Raw genomic sequence first — 18,889 nt, 5'->3', positions numbered from 1 at the left:
CTGCAGAAGCGTCAGATCGCTCGGTGTTCGGGCGGCTCGCAATCATAAGAGGTCGATATGTCGCAGTTCGAATTGGTCACGCGTTTCAAACCCGCCGGTGACCAGCCTGAAGCCATTCGGCAGATGATCGAAGGCATCGAGGCCGGGTTGTCGCATCAGACCTTGCTGGGCGTGACGGGCTCCGGCAAGACCTTCAGCATTGCCAACGTCATTGCTCACGTACAACGGCCGACGCTGGTGCTGGCGCCGAACAAGACGCTGGCCGCGCAGCTTTATGGCGAGTTCAAGGCATTCTTTCCGAACAATGCGGTGGAATACTTCGTTTCCTACTACGACTATTACCAGCCGGAAGCCTACGTGCCGTCGTCCGACACCTTCATCGAGAAGGATGCCTCGATCAACGACCATATCGAACAGATGCGGCTGTCAGCGACCAAGGCGTTACTGGAGCGGAAGGACGCGATCATCGTGACCACCGTCTCTTGCATCTATGGCCTGGGTGATCCGCAGTCGTATCTGAAAATGGTGCTGCACGTCGATCGGGGTGATCGCCTCGATCAGCGCGAGCTGCTGCGTCGCCTGACCGGCCTGCAATACACCCGTAACGACATGGATTTTGCGCGCGCAACCTTTCGTGTGCGTGGCGATGTCATTGATATCTTTCCCGCCGAATCCGATCTGGAGGCGGTGCGTATCGAGCTGTTCGACGACGAGGTGGAAAGCCTGTCCGCCTTCGATCCGCTGACCGGCGAGGTGATCCGCAAACTTCCGCGCTTCACTTTCTACCCCAAGAGCCATTACGTGACGCCGCGCGAAACGCTGCTGGACGCCATTGAGAGCATCAAGGTGGAGCTCAAGGATCGGCTCGATTATTTGCGAGCGAACAATAAGCTGGTGGAGGCGCAGCGGTTGGAGCAGCGGACCCGTTTCGATCTGGAAATGATCATGGAGCTGGGTTATTGCAACGGCATCGAAAACTACTCGCGTTACCTGTCAGGGCGCGCGTCGGGCGAGGCGCCGCCGACGCTCTATGACTATCTACCAGCCGATGCGCTGCTGGTGATTGACGAGTCCCACGTCAGCGTTCCGCAGGTCGGTGCGATGTACAAAGGCGACCGTTCGCGCAAGGAAACCCTGGTGGAGTACGGTTTCCGCCTGCCTTCAGCGTTGGATAACCGGCCCATGCGTTTCGACGAATGGGAAGCCATCAGCCCGCAGACCATCTTCGTCTCGGCGACCCCGGGGCCTTACGAGGCAGAACATGCCGGGCGGGTAATCGAGCAGGTGGTACGGCCGACAGGCCTGGTCGATCCGCAGATCGAGGTGCGGCCGGCATTGACTCAGGTCGATGACCTGCTCTCGGAAATTACCAAATGCGTGGCCAAGGAAGAGCGGGTGCTGGTGACGACCCTGACCAAGCGAATGGCGGAAGACCTGACCGACTACCTCGGCGATCACGGGGTTCGGGTGCGTTATCTGCATTCGGATATCGATACCGTCGAGCGGGTGGAGATCATCCGTGATCTGCGCCTGGGCGTATTCGACGTGCTGGTAGGGATCAACCTGCTGCGCGAGGGGTTGGACATGCCGGAGGTATCGCTGGTGGCAATCCTTGATGCGGACAAGGAAGGCTTCCTGCGCTCCGAGCGCTCGCTGATCCAGACCATCGGCCGTGCCGCGCGCAACCTCAATGGTCGGGCGATCCTCTACGCCGACAATATGACCGGATCAATGGAGCGCGCCATTGGCGAGACCGAGCGCCGGCGCAACAAGCAGATCGCGTTCAACGAGGCCAATGGGATCGTTCCGCAGGGCGTGTTCAAGGATGTTCAGGACATTCTCGAAGGTGCCACCGTGCCTGGTTCGCGGAGCAAGAAGCGGCGCGGCGAGGCGAAGGCGGCCGAAGAGGCGGCCCGCTACGAGAACGAGCTGCGCTCACCCAGCGAAATCACCAAACGGATTCGTCAGCTGGAAGAGAAGATGCTGGCCTATGCACGCGACCTTGAGTTCGAAGCCGCGGCGCAGACTCGCGACGAAATCCATAAGCTGCGCGAACGCCTGCTGCAGATCTGATCGCTTGGTCACACGTAATGAAGCCGCCGCACGCAGCGTTTCGAAGGAGGGCGCGTCAGTGCCCGTCACGGATGTCGTCTGGTGGAGCCGGTAGAGGTGCGCCTGTTAACATCGCGCCTTTACAAGCGCTGATCGGCGATGAGCATGGACGTCGCCAGCCGCTGTATCTTTCTTGTGCTCCCGATTCGAGAACATCATGACCACCGTTCGCACCCGTATCGCGCCATCTCCCACCGGCGATCCCCACGTCGGCACCGCGTATATCGCGCTGTTCAACCTTTGCTTCGCTCGCCAGCATGGCGGCCAGTTCGTCCTGCGCATCGAGGACACCGACCAGCTGCGTTCGACCCGCGAGTCCGAGCAGCAGATATACGACGCGCTGCGCTGGCTGGGTATCGAGTGGGACGAGGGGCCGGACGTGGGCGGCCCACATGGCCCGTATCGCCAGAGCGAGCGTGGCGAGATCTACAAGAAATACTCGGACGAGCTGGTCGCCAAGGGTCATGCCTTCCCGTGTTTCTGCAGCGCAGAGCGTCTGGACCAGGTACGTGCCGAGCAGATGGCCAACAAGGAAACGCCGCGCTACGACGGCCATTGCATGCACATCGGCGCCGATACCGCTCAGCAGCGTATCGCGGCGGGCGAGTCCCATGTGATCCGCATGAAAGTACCGACCGAGGGTGTCTGCCAAGTGCAGGACATGCTCCGTGGCACGGTTGAGATCGGCTGGGATCGCATGGACATGCAGGTCCTGATGAAGGCCGACGGATTGCCAACCTACTTCCTCGCCAACGTCGTCGATGACCATCTGATGGGCATCACTCACGTATTGCGCGGCGAGGAGTGGCTGCCGTCCGCACCGAAGCTGATCAAGCTTTATGAGTACTTCGGCTGGGAGCAGCCACAGCTGTGCTATATGCCGCTGCTGCGTAATCCGGACAAGAGCAAGCTGTCCAAGCGCAAGAACCCGACATCAGTGACCTTCTATGAGCGCATGGGCTTCATGCCTGAGGCGATGCTCAACTATCTGGGGCGCATGGGCTGGTCCATGCCTGATGAGCGCGAAAAATTCACCCTGACGGAAATGATCGAGCACTTCGACATCAATCGCGTGTCGCTGGGTGGACCTATCTTCGATGTCGAGAAGCTGTCCTGGCTCAACGGCCAGTGGTTGCGCGAACTGTCGGTCGAGCAGTTCGCCGACGCCGTGCAGAGATGGGCATTCAATCCCGACTACATGATGCGGATCGCGCCGCACGTGCAACAGCGCGTAGAGACCTTCAGCCAGATCGCGCCACTCGCCGGGTTCTTCTTCTCTGGCGCGCTGAGCCTGGATCCTGCGTTGTTCGAACACAAAAGGCTCGATCCTACCCAGGTGCGCCAGGTGCTGCAGCTGACCCTGTGGAAACTGGAAGCGCTGCGGCAGTGGGACAAAGAGCGCATCACCGATTGCATTCAGGCCGTCGCTGCGCATCTCGAGCTGAAGCTGCGTGATGTGATGCCGCTGATGTTCGCCTCGATCACCGGCCAGGCCAGTTCGGTGTCGGTGCTCGATGCGATGGAGATCATTGGGCCTGACCTGACCCGCTTCCGTCTGCGACAAGCGCTGGAACTGCTGGGTGGCGCATCGAAGAAGGAAGTCAAAGAATGGGAAAAGCTGTACGCATCGATGGCCTGACCGGCATGTGAGTGGAGCGGCATGCCACTTGATGCTGCTTCGCAAGGTTTGGCTGTTGCCACTCGTCGGCGGTAAGTATTTGTTCTGATGCCAGAAAATCTTCGGGCCGAGGCAAAAATATCGTTGACACTGTGCAGGCCCGCACCTAATATGCGCCCCGTCCTCGAGATGGGGCTATAGCTCAGCTGGGAGAGCGCTTGCATGGCATGCAAGAGGTCGACGGTTCGATCCCGTCTAGCTCCACCAATCTCGATTGCCGCACCGGTTGGTTTGATCGGTTGCCTTTGAAGGGCTTTGCGTCCCCTTCGTCTAGTGGCCTAGGACACCGCCCTTTCACGGCGGTAACAGGGGTTCGAGTCCCCTAGGGGACGCCATTATTCAGAACGCGAAGCGTAAGCGGCGCGAGTCGGGAGACGTTAAATCCGGGGCTATAGCTCAGCTGGGAGAGCGCTTGCATGGCATGCAAGAGGTCGACGGTTCGATCCCGTCTAGCTCCACCAATCCACGACAGGTCGTAGCGGTTTCGCGATCTGTTCATCGAAGGTTTCGTCCCCTTCGTCTAGTGGCCTAGGACACCGCCCTTTCACGGCGGTAACAGGGGTTCGAGTCCCCTAGGGGACGCCATTTTTTTTGCCCGTTTTGGGCATCAAAGGGTCATTTCTAACGAAGTGGCCCTTTTTGTTTTGGGCGCGATTTGATCAGTGACGCTGCTGATAGCCGCTTTCATCAGCCTGAAACGATAAAAGGCGCTGAATGGCCCGTCATCAGAAGATGACCGCCTGCGTGACATTCATGAGCGTCTGGCTTCCAATAGGCATGGCCGCGATCCGACGGCGCACAGCACAGCGAGGGGTATGCATGATCTGGGATCAAACCGACGCGTTCATCATCGACTTCTCCGTCGAGGCCGAACATATCGATGAGCTGGGTCATGCCAATAACGCGGTGTACGTGTCCTGGCTGGAGCGGTGCGCGTGGCAGCACTCGCAGAACCTAGGGCTGGGGCTGGAGGACTATCGTCGGCTGGATCGTGCAATGGCGGTGCTCAGGCATGAAATTGATTACCTGGCCGCGGCCTATCAGGGTGATCGCCTGCAGCTGGCAACCTGGATCGTCGATTCGGATCAGCGATTGAAAATGAAGCGCAACTTTCAGCTGATCAGGCCCGCTGATGGCGCAACCTTGCTGCGTGCCCAGACTACCTTCGTTTGCATCCAGCTATCGAACGGAAAGCCCAAGCGAATGCCGGCGGAGTTTGTCGAGGGGTACGGCAAGGCATTAATCCAGCCTTATCCCCTCGAGCTTTAACCGGCCCAGGCCGGACCTTAGCGCTGTTCCGGCTTGCTGGTATCGGCGTCGCGGCGCTCTTCGGCGTCTTCGCGCCAATCATCCTGCACCTCGTTTTTCATCTTCTGATCCATGGTTTTGCCGTCTTTCCCGACGTCAGCGGTGTTGGCGCGCTGATGGTTCTCGCTCATGGCACTGCCGTGAGTATCGCCGGTGGTGCCGTGCGCGCCGTCATGCGTATCGTCCTGATTGGCCAGCGCGCCGGTGGCTACAAGGCTGGTGAAGATTGCCGCGGCCAGGGGAATGCTTTTCATAGAAAATCCTCCGGTAGTGGAATGTTAGGTCGTACTCTCTAATTCCGACTCGGTGTCTGAAGGATTGTTCGCCCGCTTCGGTTCGAGTGATCCAGCGGTGTCCTCGTCGAGCAATGGATCAGCGATAATGTTCGCCGGCCCGTCCCCGTCCGCTGCAAGTCATCTGCGCGATGAGGGCGTTCATTGGTGCAGCTACGAGTTTCCCGCCGTTAATCCGACCCGAAAAATCATCCATGTCGATTGCGACTGCTTCTATGCAGCCATCGAAATGCGTGACGACCCCAGTCTCGCAAACCGGCCAATTGCGGTAGGTGGGCTGGCAGATCGTCGTGGCGTGATTGCCACCTGCAATTACGAAGCGCGTGCGTATGGTGTGCGCTCGGCGATGGCATCCGGGCATGCGCTGAAGCTCTGTCCGGATCTGCTGATCCTTCGGCCCCGTATGGATGCCTACCGGGAAGCATCGCGTGAAATACAGGGGATCTTTCGGACCTACACCGATCTGATCGAGCCTCTGTCACTCGATGAGGCCTATCTAGACGTGACGGGTTGCGAGCATTTTGCCGGCAGCGCCACCCGCATTGCCCAAGACATCCGCCGGCGGGTCTGGCAGCAGCTGCGCATCACGGTTTCCGCAGGCGTTGCGCCGAACAAGTTTCTTGCCAAAATCGCCAGTGATTGGAACAAGCCGGACGGACTGTGTGTAATCACACCGAATCAGGTCGATGAGTTCGTGCTGGCGTTGCCGGTCAACAAGCTGCATGGGGTTGGCCGGGTCACGGCGGAAAAGCTGAAGCGACTGGGCATCCATACCTGCGCCGATCTGCGTACCTGGAAGCGCCTGGATCTGGTCCGGGATTTCGGCTCGTTCGGCGAAAGGCTGTGGGGACTGGCACATGGGATCGACGAGCGGGTGGTTCAGGTTGAAAGCCGTCGCCAGTCAGTCAGTGTCGAAAATACCTATGATCGCGATCTGCCGGATCTCGCTGCCTGCCTCGAGCGATTGCCGGAGCTGCTCGAACAGCTCTCCAAGAGGATGGCGCGGCTCGATAGCGGTTATCGGCCGGGCAAGCCCTTCGTAAAACTCAAATTTCACGACTTCACCCAGACGACACTGGAGCAGTCGGGGGCTGGCCTCGAACTTGAGGATTACGCCGATTTGCTCGCCGGCGCTTTCGCGCGAGGCAAGCGCCCGGTGCGGCTGATCGGTGTCGGCGTGCGGCTGATCGATCTGCGCGGCGGGTTCGAGCAGCTACGGCTGTTTTAGACACCCCGGTCGTTTCCGCTACTGCTCCGTCTACCTATGCCCACGCTTGTTATGCGCCGCGCCAAGCGGCGCGAATGGAGCGGACGTCGTATTCCTTGCCGCTCAATGGGCTACCGAATCTTTTAGCTGCAGAGCGACGAATGTTAGCCGTGGATATCGTTCCGGCGGCATATCAGCCAGTTACGCTGATTTTTTGACGTAACAGCCGCTGAATCTGGCGCGCGACATTATTTGGACTCGCCGATGCATTTTGTTAGAGTCTCGCTCGCTGGGCGATGGCTATTTGATATCAGCTCAGAAAGCTAGCCAAAGAACCGCTTGCTTACGCGTACCCGAACCACCGCGTCGTGCCTGGAGTGTCTTTGCCAATGGATTTGTTTTTCAAGCGTCGCAAAGCTGCTGCTGGCAGTCTGCTAGGCATCGAGCCTGGGCCGCAAGGCATCGCGCTTGCACAAATTCAGCGCGCTCATGGTGAGGCGCCGCGGTTGCAGCGTTGCGTCTATTTGGAAGGAAAGCCTGAGGTTCAAGCCGAGCGGCTTAAACAAGCCGTTGCCGATCATGGCTTGAATGGCATGCCCGTCAACGTCCTGCTGCATCCTTCCGCTTATCAAATGTTCCTGCTGGAAGCGCCCGAAGTTCCCGCCGATGAGCTGCGTGACGCGATGCGCTGGCGTGTCAAGGATCTGATCAGCGAGCCCCTGGAAGACGTTGTTCTTGACTGTTTCAGCCTGCCCGAAGATGCCTATCGAGGTCGCACGCGCATGGTGTACTGCGTTGTGCTGAGCAAATCCGGGATGAACGACGTTCGTTCGCTGGTGCGTCACGCCGGGTTGACCCTGGCGAGCATCGACATCACCGAAATGGCCTTTCGCAACCTGGGGCTGCTGGCTGGCGCGGACGCGATGAACTTGGCACTGCTGCGCCTGCGTACCAGTGAAGGTCTCATCACTGTTCAGAACAGCGCTGAGCTCTATATGGCGCGGCGCATGGAACACGGACTGGCACGGGCCGAACAGGATCTGTCCGGCGTAACGCTGGAAATACAGCGTTCACTGGATTACTACGAAAGCCAGTTGGGCAAGGGCTATATAAGCCGCCTGCTGCTACTGCCCATGAAGCAGGATGGCGAACGCACGCATCAAGCCCTTGCCGCCGGACTTGCGGTCAATCTACAGCGGCTGGACCTGCGTGACCTATTTCCCGGCCAGCCGGCGAGCGATCTTCCCGAGTCGAGCCAGGCCTTCTGTATTGGCGCGGTTGGCGCTGCCCTACGTCAGGACGCGAGTTGATGCAGAACATCAATCTGTATCAACGCGAACGCCGGCGGGGCGGTGGACCACGGCCGCGTCAGATGCGGCTTGGAGCAGCGTTTCTTGTCGCCGCGCTGAGCATCCATGGCGTCTGGCAGGGTTGGCAGCTGCATGTGGCTCGAGGTGTCGCCACGCTGGCCGAACAACAGGCTGTGCAGGCCGAAGCCACGCTCGAAGCGATCAAGGCTGACTTTCGTGAGCCTACGCTCGATCCACGGTTACCTCAGCAACTGGCCGAGCGCGAGGCGGAGAATCGTGAATTGCAACGATTGGCCGATCATCTGAAAGCGCTGGATGCGCAGCGCAGCAGCGGTTTTGCCGCTCTGTTACAAGGATTGGCTGATCGACACCCACCACAAGGACTCTGGCTGACGCAGATTCGCCTACATGCTGGCGGTGACGATCTGGCGCTTCAGGGGTTGACCCAGGACCAGGAGCTTCTGCCGCTTTATCTGCAAAGCCTCGGCCAGAGTACGGCCTTCCGTGGCCGGGACTTTGCTCATTTCGATCTTCAGCGAGACGGGCAGGATCTGCTGCGTTTCCGGTTGTCCTCACAGGCAGTGGAGCAGGGCGATGAATAAGCTCACACGCCACTGGCAGAGCCTGGCGCCACGCGAGCAATGGCTGACGTTCGGTGTGGGTCTGGCTCTGCTCATCATGCTCTACCTGCTGCTGGTTGCCGAGCCATTGGGTTTGCGAATTACCGCTGAAATCAATCGGCAAACGGAGGCACATGCCCGCCAGATCACGGCCGAGAACTACGTGCTGGAGATCCAGGCCAAGCTCGCCACCGATCCCAATCTGAGCTACCAGCAGGCATTGGCGACAGCACAGGCCAACCATGACCAATTGCTGCAGCGCATCGACTTGGAAACCAGCACGCTGGTGTCGCCGGCAAAGATGAAGGCCTTGTTGCAGGATCTGTTGCGCAATCAGGCGAAGCTCAAGCTGGTTGCCCTTGAAAGCTCGTCTGCACCGCTCGCCCTGCCTACATCTGCAGTGTCCGAACCGAACGAAAAAGCGCCGCCGGTGGTGTTCTATCGCCACGGCCTGCGCCTGACGCTTGAGGGCGGCTATTTCGATCTGCTCACCTACCTCAACGCGATCCAGGCCAGCGGCTGGCGTTTGCATTGGGACAGTTTGCATTACGAAGTGGGCGAGGATGGTGCCAGCCGAGCACGCGTCATCCTCGATCTACATACATTGAGTCGCGATGCGGGGTGGGTTGGTGTTTAAGTTTGCCGTCAAGATCCTCGGCCTGGCGTCGCTGGTGGTCGCCGCCGCACCTGTGTTCGCACTAGACCCGACCCAGCCGCCCGCCGGACGAGTCGCCAGCGACGCGCAAGCCAAGGTGACCTCGGCGTTGCGCTTGCAGGCCATTCTGCGCAGCGGAGGTCGCGCTCACGCGGTGGTCGACGGGCAGACCCTGAAGGTAGGCGATCACCTCGGCGACGCCCGCATTTCCGCGATCCGCCCGCATTCCGTCGTCATTGATCGCCACGGCCAGCAGCAAGAGCTGCGCCTGAGCGCCCCCATCATTCAATCGAGCCGTACCCAGCCATGATGCCGACCCTGATGTCTCGCTTCGGCGTGTTGAGCCTGTTCTGCCTGCTTTCCGCTTGCCAAACCTTTGAAGACGGTGACAAACGCCTGTACGAGCAGAGCAATCGCCTCTTCGAGGAAAGCCTGGAACAGAGCCAGCGAAAGGTCGCGCCGCCGGCCTCGGTTCAGGCAGGCCTGATTCCACCGTTGACGATGGGCGACAGCCGCATCATGACGGGACCACGTTTTGATGTGGCCGTCAGCGATATGCCCGCTCGTGAGTTTTTCCTGAGTCTGATGGATAGCGCCGGCGAGAACCTGCTGGTGCATCCTGACGTGACCGGAAATGTGACCTTCAGTCTGCGCAACGTGACCCTGGAGGAAACCCTGGCGGCTGTTCGCGACAGCTATGGCTACGATTACCGCCGCACAGCTTATGGCTATCAGATCCAGCCGAATCAGGCGATCACCCGAACCTACAACCTGGATTATCTCAACGTTCAGCGCCAGGGCATGACCGACACGCGGGTCAGCTCGGGTCAGGTGACCAGCAGCGACAACACGGGTGTCGGCGCGGCCGGAACCACTACCAGTAGCACCTCATCGACCGTCAATGCCAGCCAGTTGCTGACCACCAGTAACGTGGATTTCTGGAGCGAAGTGCGCGCCGTGATCGAGATGATGATCGGCGGCGAGGAGGGTAATCAGGTAGTCGTCAATCCGCAGAGCGGATTGCTCGTGGTACGTGCGGCCAGCGCAGACCAGCAGGCGGTGGAGCGCTTTCTCTCCCAGGCGCAGCGTAATCTGCAGCGTCAGGTCATTCTCGAAACGAAGATTCTCGAAGTGAATCTATCCGACGGCTTCCAGTCCGGCATCAACTGGGCGCAGCTCGGCAGCATGGGCAACGCTGATTTCAGTCTCGGCGTGCAGGGCGATGCCTTGAGCGGCCCGAACAATGTCGGCGGCGTGTTCAGCGCTGCCGTACAGGTCGGCGATTTCACCGGTGTACTGCAACTGTTGGAGACTCAGGGCGAGGTGCGCGTGCTGTCCAGCCCACGGATCTCTACTCTCAACAACCAGAAGGCAGTCATCAAGGTCGGTACCGACGAGTTCTTCGTGACCGATGTATCGACCACCACCACTTCACTCGTGGGCGGCACCACCGCACCGGACCTGGACATCACTCTGACGCCGTTCTTCTCTGGTATCTCTCTCGACGTTACACCGCAGATCGACGAGAACGGCCAGGTCACGCTGCACGTGCGGCCCACCGTGAGCCGCGTGGAGGACCAGAACAAGAGCATCCAGCTGGGCGGCTCGGATAATGTCTTCAATCTGCCGTTGGCACTCTCGACCACTCGCCAGTCCGATTCGATCGTGCGCGCTCGTAGCGGCCAGGTCGTCGTCATTGGCGGCCTGCTGGAAAACCGCAGCACCAACAACGATGCCAACATTCCCTGGGCATCGAAGCTGCCAGTGGTAGGCACGCTGTTCCAGCAGCAGCGCAAGGCGTTGCAGCAGACCGAACTGGTCATCCTCATGCGGCCGCAAGTGGTGGACGATCAGGTCTGGCTGGATGAGCTGCGCAAGTCCGCCGAATCCTTCCGGTCGACGAGGTAACGGCCGGCATGTACGAAGCTTTTTTTGGGCTACGCGAAAAGCCGTTCGCGCTTTCGCCGAACACCGGCTTTCTGGTCCAGCTGGCGCCTTATCAGGCCTGCCTCAATCTGCTACGCGTGGCGCTGGGCGAGGGTGAGGGCTTCATCAAGGTCACTGGCGAGGTGGGCACAGGGAAGACGCTGCTTTGCCGCGCCTTGCTGAACGAGCTGGACACCGAGCGCTATCAGGTTGCGTGGCTGCCCAATCCGACGCTGACGCCCATGGCCTTACGCCAGGCGCTGGCGCACGAGTTACATATCACCAACATGGTGGACCTGGACAATCACGGCTTGCTCACTGCGCTGCACGCGCGGCTGATCGAACTGGCCGGGCACGGCAAAAGCACCGTCCTGCTGATCGACGAAGCGCAGGCGCTGCCGCCCGCAACGCTGGAAGCCTTGCGTCTGTTGACCAATCTGGAGACCGAGCACCGCAAGCTGCTGCAGGTGGTGCTGTTCGGCCAGCCAGAACTGGACGCGACACTTGCACGCGAGGACTTCCGCCAGCTGCGTCAACGCATCACCTTTTCCTACAGCCTGCGGCCGCTGGATGTCAGCGATGCCACGCGGTATCTGCAGGAGCGCCTCGCCGTAGCAGGCTACCGTGGCGAACCGCTGTTCCAGGCTCCAGCGGTACGTTTGTTGGTACGTGGCAGCGGCGGTATTCCGCGCCTGCTGAACATACTGGCGAATAAGTGCCTGATGGTTGCCTTCGGTGAGGGCACGCGCCAGGTCCTGGTCCCTCACGTCCGCCGTGCGCTGGAAGACACCGAAGGCGCCCGACCTCTCTGGCTAAGCCTTACGGGGCGCTTCGGCTGGACCCTGACCGGCACCGGCCTATCGCTGGCGCTGATTGCAGTCGCCTGGCCCTGGTTGGTGCAACTCGCGGAGGTGCTGCCGTGAGCCTGGTCAACGACATGCTGCGTGATCTAGAAGCACGCCGCGCCGCGCCGGCCGAGCGGCAGCAGCTGGGTAGCATTCATGCGGTGGACGAAGCCGGTGCGGGTCGGCGTAAGCGTTCCAAGCGTCTGCGCCGGGGGTGGTTGATAATCGCGGCAACCGTGCTGGTGGCCATATCGTTGGTGTTGCTATTCGATCGCCTGCGGGCCGGTGCCGAACCGGCAATGGTTCCGCCAGAGACGGTCGAGCAGGCCTTGCCGACCGCCGAGGTTTTCAACCAAACGCAGCTGCTGGACGTACTGCCGCAAAACGATGGTCGGCGCTTCGTGCTGCAGCTTCTGCTGGATCGGCCCGTCAGCTATCAGCGAATCGATACCGCCGGCTCGGTCAGTTTTCAGCTTAAGGATGTCGCGTTCTCGGGCGAGACGCGCACGGGGCGCATCGAAAAAGACGGCCAGACCCTGTCCTGGCGAGTCGAGCCGCAGGGCGGCAGCATAAACGTACTGGTGGTCGGTTTTGGTGATCGGCTGAACGTGTCTGATCGGCTTGAGTCAGTGGGTAGTCGCTCGCAGCTGTGGCTGGATATATCCCTGAGCGGACCGGAGGATGACGAGCAATCCATATCGATGCCGGTGGCCGAGTCGGTTGATCTGGACGAGGCGCAGCTGCCGGATTGGGTGATGCGCGAGGCCCAGCCGGCTGAACCGGCCGCAGTGTCAGCCCGCGCAGAAGAGGCCCCAGCGCAGCAAGCTCTGGCTCGTCCCGTGGCTGCCGCTAAGCGCCTAAGCATTGGCGCTCATCAACCCGATGCCCTTGCCAGCGCGCGCCAGGCCCTGACTAGGGGTAATCACCTGTCGGCTATCCAACAGTTGCAGGCGCTTCATCTAGGTCAACCAGACGACCCGGAGATCAGTCGCTGGCTGGCCCGAGCTTATCTTGGCGCAGGTGACACCGCTGCGCTGCTGAGCTGGTTGCCGGCTCAGTTGCAGGCGCGGCCCTTCGATGCAGAACTCCGAGAGCTGCTTGCTCGCGGGCAGCTGCAGGTGGGTGATCAAACTGCAGCCATCGCCACGCTGCAGCAGAACGCCCCCGAACTGCAGCGCAACACTGGCTATCACGCCGTACTCGCGGCGCTTTATCAGCAGGTCGGTGACTGGTCTGCCAGCGCTGCGACCTACCATCAGCTCACTTCGATACGGCCGAGTCAGGCCGCTTGGCAACTGGGTTTAGCGATCGCGCTGGAACAACTCGATCAGCCGGCACAGGCCGGTCGGCACTATCGCCTCGCCCTGCAGGGGCAGGATCTGGACGACAGCGCGCGTCAGTTCGCCATCGAACGCGCCGGTTCCCTGGGAGGAGCGAGATGACTCAGGACATTCGCCAGCGCAAGATTCGCCTCGGCGACGTTCTGGTCCAGGCCGGGCTGATCAGCGACGCCCAGTTGCAACTTGCCCTGCAGGATCAGAAACGTACCGGCTCGAAGCTGGGCCGCACGGTTCTCGACCTTGGCTTCATCGATGAGGGCCGCCTGCTTCAGGCCTTGTCCGAGCAATTGAAGATCCCTTTCGTCGAGCTCAAGCATTACAAGTTCGACAATCAACTGACGCAGAGCTTGCCCGAGTCGGTGGCCCGGCGCTTTCGTGTCATTGTGCTGTCACGCCAGGCAGGTGGCTTGCTGGTCGGCATGACCGATCCGCTCGATTTGTTCGCTCAGGACGAGATGGAGCGCCTGCTGGGCAAGCGGGTATTCCCTGCGGTGGTTCGTGAGAGCGAGCTACTGGGCGCGCTCGATCAGCTCTACCGACGCACCAGTGAGATCGCGTCGCTGGCCGGTGAGCTGGAAGGCGAACTGCAGGACAGCGATTTCGACCTGTCCCGCCTCGGCGCGGACAGCAACAGCGATGCGCCAGTGGTGCGTCTGCTGCAAACACTGTTCGAAGATGCCGTGCAGATGAAGGCGTCCGACATTCACATCGAGCCTGATGAAGGTGTGGTACGGATTCGTCAACGTATCGATGGTGTGCTCAACGAGCAGGTGATGAAGGAACACCGCGTCGCCTCGGCGCTGGTCATGCGCCTGAAGATCATGTCGGGTCTCGATATCTCTGAAAAACGCCTGCCGCAGGATGGCCGCTTCAATATTCGGGTGAAGAACCGCAACCTCGATGTGCGTGTCTCGACCATGCCTGTTCAGTTTGGCGAGTCGGTAGTGATGCGTTTGCTCGACCAGAGCGGTGCGATGTTCAAGCTCGAAGGGACCGGCATGCCACCAGCCATGCTCGAACGCTTCCGCCGGCTGCTACAAAGACCGCATGGCATGGTGCTGGTCACCGGCCCGACTGGTTCGGGCAAGACCACTACGCTGTACGCCGGCCTTTCGGAGCTGAACAGTCCGGAAAAGAAGATCATCACCGTTGAAGACCCGGTCGAATACCGCCTACCGCGGGTCAACCAGGTGCAGGTCAACGCCAAGATCGAACTGACCTTCGCCCGCGTGCTGCGCGCCGCACTCCGCCAGGACCCGGACATCGTGCTGGTCGGTGAGATCCGCGATCAGGAGACCGCCGAGATCGGCCTGCGCGCCGCGCTCACGGGTCACTTGGTGCTGTCCACGTTGCACACCAATGATGCGCTGACCTCCGCCATGCGCCTGATCGACATGGGCGTGGAGCCCTTCCTCGTCGCCACCGCGCTCAACGCGGTGCTGGCGCAGCGCTTGATCCGCCGCGTCTGTGAAAACTGCCAGGAAGACCATCAACCCGATCCGCGCCAGCTGGCCTGGTTGGAGACGCTGCATGGCGGATCGCTGGCTGACAAGCGCTTCCGCCGAGGCAGCGGCTGCCACCAATGCCACAACAGTGGTTACAGCGGACGGATCGGCGTCTACGAGCTGCTTGAGCTCGACGAGCCGATGGTCGCCGCACTGCGTCGCGGTGATCCACAGGGCTTCGCCGAAGCCGCACGTCAACAACCGCACTACCGGCCGCTGGCCGAGTGCGCGTTGGATTACGCCATCGCCGGCATCACCAGTGTCGATGAAGTCCTCAAGGTTTGCGCGACCTTGGCGGATGATGAGGTGACGGCGTGATTGCCTCGCGACTCCGTCACCCCATTCTTGTAGGAGCGAGCTTGCTCGCGAACCAAAGCGGCACGGAAAAGCGTGTTCGCGAGCAAGCTCGCTCCTACGGGAGCCGCATTGAAGGTTCCCACACTCCTGCGTGGAACCTCAGGGCGGGACGCTCTGCATCCCAGCGACGCGGAGCATTGCAGGCTGCGTTCCCACGCGAAGCATGGGAACGATCACTCTACGACATACAAGCCAGCTTGCTGGCGAATCTAGAGTGCCCGGCGGAGCGTCGCTTTCGCGAGCAAGCTCGCCCCTACGTAGGTACGGCGTGCTCGCAACCCTCAGATATCACTGAACCCCACGTCAGCACGGAAACTCCCTCTCCCCTGCGGAGAGGGGGTTGGGGTGAAGGGGCGCTTCTGGATAGCGCACGGCGGCAACCGTCGGCCTCAAAAACAGTTGGAGGGCGCGCCTGATGCCCGCCTTCCGCTATACCGGTCGAAACGCCCAAGGCGTCAAGGTCAGCGGCGCGCTAGAAGGCGCCAGCGTTGACTCGGTGGCAGGCGAATTGCTCTCTCGGCAGATCACCCCGCTGACCATCGAAGCCAACGAGGCACAGGCAGGCAGTGGCGATGCGCTGGCCATGCTGCGCGACAAGCTGCGACGCAAACGCGTCGACCTGGACGAGCTGATCATCTTCAGCCGGCAGATGTACAGCCTGAGCAAGGCGGGTGTACCGATCATTCGCGCCATCGGCGGCCTGGCCGAATCCAATCGAAACCTGTATTTCCGGCAAATTCTTCAGGACGTGCGCGCCAGTCTCGAGAGCGGGCAGTCGATGGCTGTCGCGCTGAACGCGCACCCAAAAGTGTTCAACGACCTGTTCGTCAGCATGGTCAGCGTCGGTGAAAACACCGGTCAGCTCGATCAAGCCTTTAAACAGCTGTCGGCCTACCTCGAACTGGAGCGCGAAACCCGCAAGCGCATCAAGCAGGCGACCCGTTATCCCATCTTCGTCCTGGTCGCGATGGGTGTCGCGCTCGCGGTGATCAACCTGCTGGTGATTCCGGCTTTCGCAAAGGTATTCGCCCAGTTCCACGCACAGTTGCCCTGGGCTACCCGCGTGCTGATCGGCACCTCGAACTTCATGCGCGACTGGTGGTGGTTGCTGCTGCTCGGCATCGTCGGCGGGCTCTACGGTTTTTTCAAGTGGATCGAGACCGATGCCGGTCGACTCAAGTGGGACCGCATCAAGCTGCGCCTGCCCATTGTCGGCGGCATCTTCGAACGCATCGCCCTGGCGCGCTTCACCCGTACCTTCGCGATGATGTACCGCGCCGGCGTGCCGTTGTTGCACACCCTGTCGATCAACAGCGCCAGCGTCGGCAACCGGCACATCGGCGAGGCCATTCTCGGCATCCGCGAGAGCGTCGAACGCGGCGAAGCGCTGACCCGCTCGGCCCACAACTCCGGCCTGTTTACCCCATTAGTGCTGCAGATGATGGCCGTGGGTGAAGAAACCGGTGCGCTGGACGACCTTTTCATCGAAGTGGCTGATTTCTACGAACAGGAGGTCGACTACGACCTCAAGCAACTGGCCGACGCCATCGAACCGATTCTTATCGTCTGCATGGGCGTGATGGTGCTGATTCTGGCGTTGGGTGTGTTTTTGCCGATGTGGGAACTGGGTAGCGCGGCGCAGGGGAGAGGGTGAGGTGCTTTTGGCTAGAAGCGCGCCGTGGATACTCGGCCACAAAGAAACGCCAACTTATCGGCGTTGAGTCGCTGTGCCAGCGTCCACAACAGGCTTAACAGATTACTGACGAACCACGGAAGGCACGTCGGTTTAATAAACGGTTCGGCTATGGAACGGCTGCATGACCGTGAAAATGAGGAGCGGAAATGAACAGGCAAAATGGATTCACAATGATCGAGCTGGTGGTGGTGATTGCCATCCTCGGCATCCTGGCGGCGGTCGCGTTACCGCGTTTTATTGATGTTGCAGATGATGCTCATGAGGCTTCCGTGCGGGGCGTCGGCGGTGCGCTTGCGTCCGCAGTCATGCTCGCACGTGCACAGTGGGAAGTTAACCGGGGCAAGGGCATAACGTCGAACGATAACGTCGTGGGCTTTGGCGCTGGAAACGTCGACGTTAATACCAGTGGTTGGCCGGTAGGTATCGATGGCGGTAACACACTTGGCTCGGTTGCCGACTGCCAGGCGCTCTGGACCAACCTGCTGCAAGGCTCCGCACCGACCATCACCGGAACCAACCCGGACTATGAGGCCACACTGACCGGCTCCGCCGGCCAGGCCTGCACTTACACCTACCAAGGACAAGGTAACAACGACCGGATCGTTTACGACTCGGCGTTGGGTACTGTCGTTACCACCTTCAATCCGTAACACCAACTGCCTTGGGGGCATAGAAATGAAGAAACAACAAAGCGGTTTCACCATGATTGAACTGATCATGGTGATTGTGATTTTGGGGATTCTGGCGGCTTTTGCTTTGCCGAGGTTTGCGAACTTGGGCGGCGACGCTAGGGCTTCGACGATCAACGCGTTAGGAGGAACAGTTCGTTCCGCTGCAGCAATTGCACACTCGGCGCAGCTAGCAGCGGGCGGGGTTCACAATGCTGCTGTCGACCTGGAGGGCGCCGGCGGTGTGACGATGGTAGGAGGCTATCCGACTGCTGATGCCGATGGAATTGGCGCGGCCATTCAGCTTGATGGTTTTGATACTGACTATACGGGAGGAGTGGCAGTCTTTACGCCAAATGGCTTCACTGGAGCAGATTGTTTCGTGACCTACACCCCGGCCGTAGTTGCGGATGCCGGTCCGCCTGTAGTGGCTGCCGCAGCGCATGATGTTGAAATTGAGACTGATGGTTGCGACGGCTAACTGTGAACTTGATTTCGCCATCTGGGAAGGTTAGCGCAGTGCCGGCTGACGTAGCACTAATGTTGGGTGTGAGCCAGCCATGATCCGTATACGCGGCTTCACTCTCGTCGAGCTGATCATGACCCTCGTCATCATCGGCATCCTCGCCGCTGTGGTGGGGCCGCGATTCTTCGAGCGGCAGGTATTCGATGAACGTCTGTTCTTCGAGGAAACGGTCTCGGCCGTGCGTTACGCGCAGAAGCTGGCCCTGGCCAGCGGCTGCCTGACCCAGGTCAGCCTCGACGCCGGCGGTTATCGCCTGCGTCGGGCGGCCAATTGCGTCTCCGGTGCGTATAGCGCCGAAGTGCAGGGGCCGGACGGCCAAATTCCCTTTGCCAATACCGACGTGCCTGCGGGTGTGTCAGTGTCGGCGATCCAATTTCCCGTGGTGTTCGACTCGCTGGGCCGACCGTCCAGCGCGGCGAGCGCCACCATTGGCGCGTTCAGCTTCAGCGTGACCGCCGAAACCGGACTGGTGCAATGAAGCGTCAGCGCGGCATGACGCTGGTCGAGCTGGTGATCACCATCGTTATCGTCGGTATCGCCGCAGCTGCGCTTTATTCGGCCATGGCTGCGATTACTGGACGCTCGGCCGACCCCATGCTTCGCCAACAGAGCCTGGCGATTGCTGAGGCGTATCTGGAGGAGATCGAACTCCAGGGATTCGCTTCGCAGCCAGATGCAGGCTGCAGTCCTGCGCGCGCCTGCTACAACGACGTACGTGATTACACAGACCTTTCGGAAGCGCCGCACGATGCGTTCGGAACTGCAATCGCGGGGCTGGCTGCGTACCGCGTGACGGTATCAGTCAGCGGGCCGAGCGATTGGAGCGGGGTGCCGGTGCTGCAT

Annotated in this window: 18 protein-coding genes and 4 tRNA genes; 21 read left to right on the top strand and 1 reads right to left on the bottom strand. The window is 60.6% G+C overall.

Annotation, left to right across the window (positions count from 1 at the left end):
* Nucleotides 1–57 precede the first annotated feature (57 nt).
* From uvrB to DQ405_RS20515, 7 genes are all read left to right on the top strand, one after another.
* Nucleotides 58–2,073, top strand: coding sequence for an excinuclease ABC subunit UvrB (gene uvrB, locus DQ405_RS20545; RefSeq protein ID WP_168425893.1), 2,016 nt, complete (start codon nt 58–60; stop codon nt 2,071–2,073).
* A gap of 196 nt (nt 2,074–2,269) precedes the next feature.
* The gene (gltX, locus tag DQ405_RS20540; protein ID WP_168425892.1) at nt 2,270–3,751 is read left to right on the top strand and encodes a glutamate--tRNA ligase; all 1,482 of its coding nucleotides are present in this window, start codon (nt 2,270–2,272) and stop codon (nt 3,749–3,751) included.
* A gap of 170 nt (nt 3,752–3,921) precedes the next feature.
* Nucleotides 3,922–3,997 (top strand) — tRNA-Ala (locus tag DQ405_RS20535).
* A gap of 52 nt (nt 3,998–4,049) precedes the next feature.
* A tRNA-Glu gene (locus DQ405_RS20530) sits at nt 4,050–4,125 on the top strand.
* Nucleotides 4,126–4,175: 50 nt separating this feature from the next.
* Nucleotides 4,176–4,251: transfer RNA gene (locus DQ405_RS20525), tRNA-Ala, on the top strand.
* Nucleotides 4,252–4,299: 48 nt separating this feature from the next.
* Nucleotides 4,300–4,375 (top strand) — tRNA-Glu (locus DQ405_RS20520).
* Between the two features lie 234 nt (nt 4,376–4,609).
* Nucleotides 4,610–5,059: an acyl-CoA thioesterase gene (locus DQ405_RS20515; protein ID WP_168425891.1), complete on the top strand. Its 450-nt coding sequence runs from the start codon at nt 4,610–4,612 to the stop codon at nt 5,057–5,059.
* A 17-nt stretch (nt 5,060–5,076) separates the two neighbouring features.
* Here DQ405_RS20515 and DQ405_RS20510 read toward each other — a convergent pair whose 3' ends face one another.
* Complete coding sequence (locus DQ405_RS20510; RefSeq protein ID WP_168425877.1) at nt 5,077–5,352, bottom strand: hypothetical protein; 276 nt, start codon at nt 5,350–5,352, stop codon at nt 5,077–5,079.
* 127 nt (nt 5,353–5,479) lie between these two features.
* Here DQ405_RS20510 and dinB point away from each other — a divergent pair, with 127 nt between their 5' ends.
* From dinB to DQ405_RS20440, 14 genes are all read left to right on the top strand, one after another.
* Nucleotides 5,480–6,619: a DNA polymerase IV gene (dinB, locus tag DQ405_RS20505; RefSeq protein ID WP_168425890.1), complete on the top strand. Its 1,140-nt coding sequence runs from the start codon at nt 5,480–5,482 to the stop codon at nt 6,617–6,619.
* Between the two features lie 368 nt (nt 6,620–6,987).
* Nucleotides 6,988–7,908: an MSHA biogenesis protein MshI gene (locus tag DQ405_RS20500; RefSeq protein WP_168425889.1), complete on the top strand. Its 921-nt coding sequence runs from the start codon at nt 6,988–6,990 to the stop codon at nt 7,906–7,908.
* Nucleotides 7,908–8,510 (top strand): PilN domain-containing protein, encoded by a 603-nt coding sequence (locus DQ405_RS20495; protein ID WP_168425888.1) that lies wholly within the window; start codon nt 7,908–7,910, stop codon nt 8,508–8,510. The genes DQ405_RS20500 and DQ405_RS20495 overlap by 1 nt, the downstream gene beginning before the upstream one ends.
* On the top strand, nt 8,503–9,165 hold the full coding sequence (gene gspM / locus DQ405_RS20490; protein ID WP_168425887.1) for a type II secretion system protein GspM: 663 nt from the start codon (nt 8,503–8,505) through the stop codon (nt 9,163–9,165). Before DQ405_RS20495 ends, gspM begins: the two co-directional genes overlap by 8 nt.
* Nucleotides 9,158–9,493 carry a Type II secretory pathway component gene (locus tag DQ405_RS20485; protein ID WP_342030435.1) on the top strand — a complete coding sequence of 112 codons (336 nt, stop codon included), beginning with the start codon at nt 9,158–9,160 and terminating at the stop codon, nt 9,491–9,493. The genes gspM and DQ405_RS20485 overlap by 8 nt, the downstream gene beginning before the upstream one ends.
* Entirely contained in the window at nt 9,490–11,091 is a 1,602-nt protein-coding gene (gene mshL / locus DQ405_RS20480) for a pilus (MSHA type) biogenesis protein MshL (RefSeq protein ID WP_168425886.1), read from the top strand. The genes DQ405_RS20485 and mshL overlap by 4 nt, the downstream gene beginning before the upstream one ends.
* Nucleotides 11,092–11,099: 8 nt before the next feature.
* Nucleotides 11,100–12,032, top strand: a complete 933-nt coding sequence (locus DQ405_RS20475) for an ExeA family protein (RefSeq protein ID WP_168425885.1) — start codon at nt 11,100–11,102, stop codon at nt 12,030–12,032.
* Complete coding sequence (locus tag DQ405_RS20470) at nt 12,029–13,396, top strand: hypothetical protein (RefSeq protein ID WP_168425884.1); 1,368 nt, start codon at nt 12,029–12,031, stop codon at nt 13,394–13,396. Before DQ405_RS20475 ends, DQ405_RS20470 begins: the two co-directional genes overlap by 4 nt.
* Entirely contained in the window at nt 13,393–15,117 is a 1,725-nt protein-coding gene (locus tag DQ405_RS20465; RefSeq protein ID WP_168425883.1) for a GspE/PulE family protein, read from the top strand. The genes DQ405_RS20470 and DQ405_RS20465 overlap by 4 nt, the downstream gene beginning before the upstream one ends.
* A 454-nt stretch (nt 15,118–15,571) precedes the next feature.
* Nucleotides 15,572–16,810, top strand: a complete 1,239-nt coding sequence (locus DQ405_RS20460) for a type II secretion system F family protein (RefSeq protein WP_168425882.1) — start codon at nt 15,572–15,574, stop codon at nt 16,808–16,810.
* Nucleotides 16,811–16,998: 188 nt separating this feature from the next.
* Entirely contained in the window at nt 16,999–17,502 is a 504-nt protein-coding gene (locus tag DQ405_RS28135; RefSeq protein ID WP_168425881.1) for a type II secretion system protein, read from the top strand.
* Nucleotides 17,503–17,527: 25 nt separating this feature from the next.
* Nucleotides 17,528–18,001, top strand: a complete 474-nt coding sequence (locus DQ405_RS20450) for a type II secretion system protein (protein ID WP_168425880.1) — start codon at nt 17,528–17,530, stop codon at nt 17,999–18,001.
* Nucleotides 18,002–18,080: 79 nt separating this feature from the next.
* Nucleotides 18,081–18,524, top strand: coding sequence for a pilus assembly FimT family protein (locus DQ405_RS20445; RefSeq protein WP_168425879.1), 444 nt, complete (start codon nt 18,081–18,083; stop codon nt 18,522–18,524).
* Nucleotides 18,521–18,889, top strand: a 369-nt coding sequence (locus DQ405_RS20440; RefSeq protein WP_168425878.1) for a type IV pilus modification PilV family protein, incomplete at its 3' end; no start/stop codon positions are given. The genes DQ405_RS20445 and DQ405_RS20440, both read left to right, overlap by 4 nt.

Source organism: Pseudomonas sp. SST3, assembly GCF_003325755.1.
Note: the sequence above shows the minus strand (reverse complement) of the source record. Positions and strands in the feature narration are given on the sequence as shown.

Coding starts and splice junctions, on each gene's coding strand:
- uvrB (WP_168425893.1), top strand. CDS start 58: ATGTCGCAGTTCGAATTGGTCACGCGTTTCAAACCCGCCGGTGACCAG.
- gltX (WP_168425892.1), top strand. CDS start 2,270: ATGACCACCGTTCGCACCCGTATCGCGCCATCTCCCACCGGCGATCCC.
- DQ405_RS20515 (WP_168425891.1), top strand. CDS start 4,610: ATGATCTGGGATCAAACCGACGCGTTCATCATCGACTTCTCCGTCGAG.
- DQ405_RS20510 (WP_168425877.1), bottom strand. CDS start 5,352: ATGAAAAGCATTCCCCTGGCCGCGGCAATCTTCACCAGCCTTGTAGCC.
- dinB (WP_168425890.1), top strand. CDS start 5,480: ATGTTCGCCGGCCCGTCCCCGTCCGCTGCAAGTCATCTGCGCGATGAG.
- DQ405_RS20500 (WP_168425889.1), top strand. CDS start 6,988: ATGGATTTGTTTTTCAAGCGTCGCAAAGCTGCTGCTGGCAGTCTGCTA.
- DQ405_RS20495 (WP_168425888.1), top strand. CDS start 7,908: ATGCAGAACATCAATCTGTATCAACGCGAACGCCGGCGGGGCGGTGGA.
- gspM (WP_168425887.1), top strand. CDS start 8,503: ATGAATAAGCTCACACGCCACTGGCAGAGCCTGGCGCCACGCGAGCAA.
- mshL (WP_168425886.1), top strand. CDS start 9,490: ATGATGCCGACCCTGATGTCTCGCTTCGGCGTGTTGAGCCTGTTCTGC.
- DQ405_RS20475 (WP_168425885.1), top strand. CDS start 11,100: ATGTACGAAGCTTTTTTTGGGCTACGCGAAAAGCCGTTCGCGCTTTCG.
- DQ405_RS20465 (WP_168425883.1), top strand. CDS start 13,393: ATGACTCAGGACATTCGCCAGCGCAAGATTCGCCTCGGCGACGTTCTG.
- DQ405_RS20460 (WP_168425882.1), top strand. CDS start 15,572: ATGCCCGCCTTCCGCTATACCGGTCGAAACGCCCAAGGCGTCAAGGTC.
- DQ405_RS28135 (WP_168425881.1), top strand. CDS start 16,999: ATGAACAGGCAAAATGGATTCACAATGATCGAGCTGGTGGTGGTGATT.
- DQ405_RS20450 (WP_168425880.1), top strand. CDS start 17,528: ATGAAGAAACAACAAAGCGGTTTCACCATGATTGAACTGATCATGGTG.
- DQ405_RS20445 (WP_168425879.1), top strand. CDS start 18,081: ATGATCCGTATACGCGGCTTCACTCTCGTCGAGCTGATCATGACCCTC.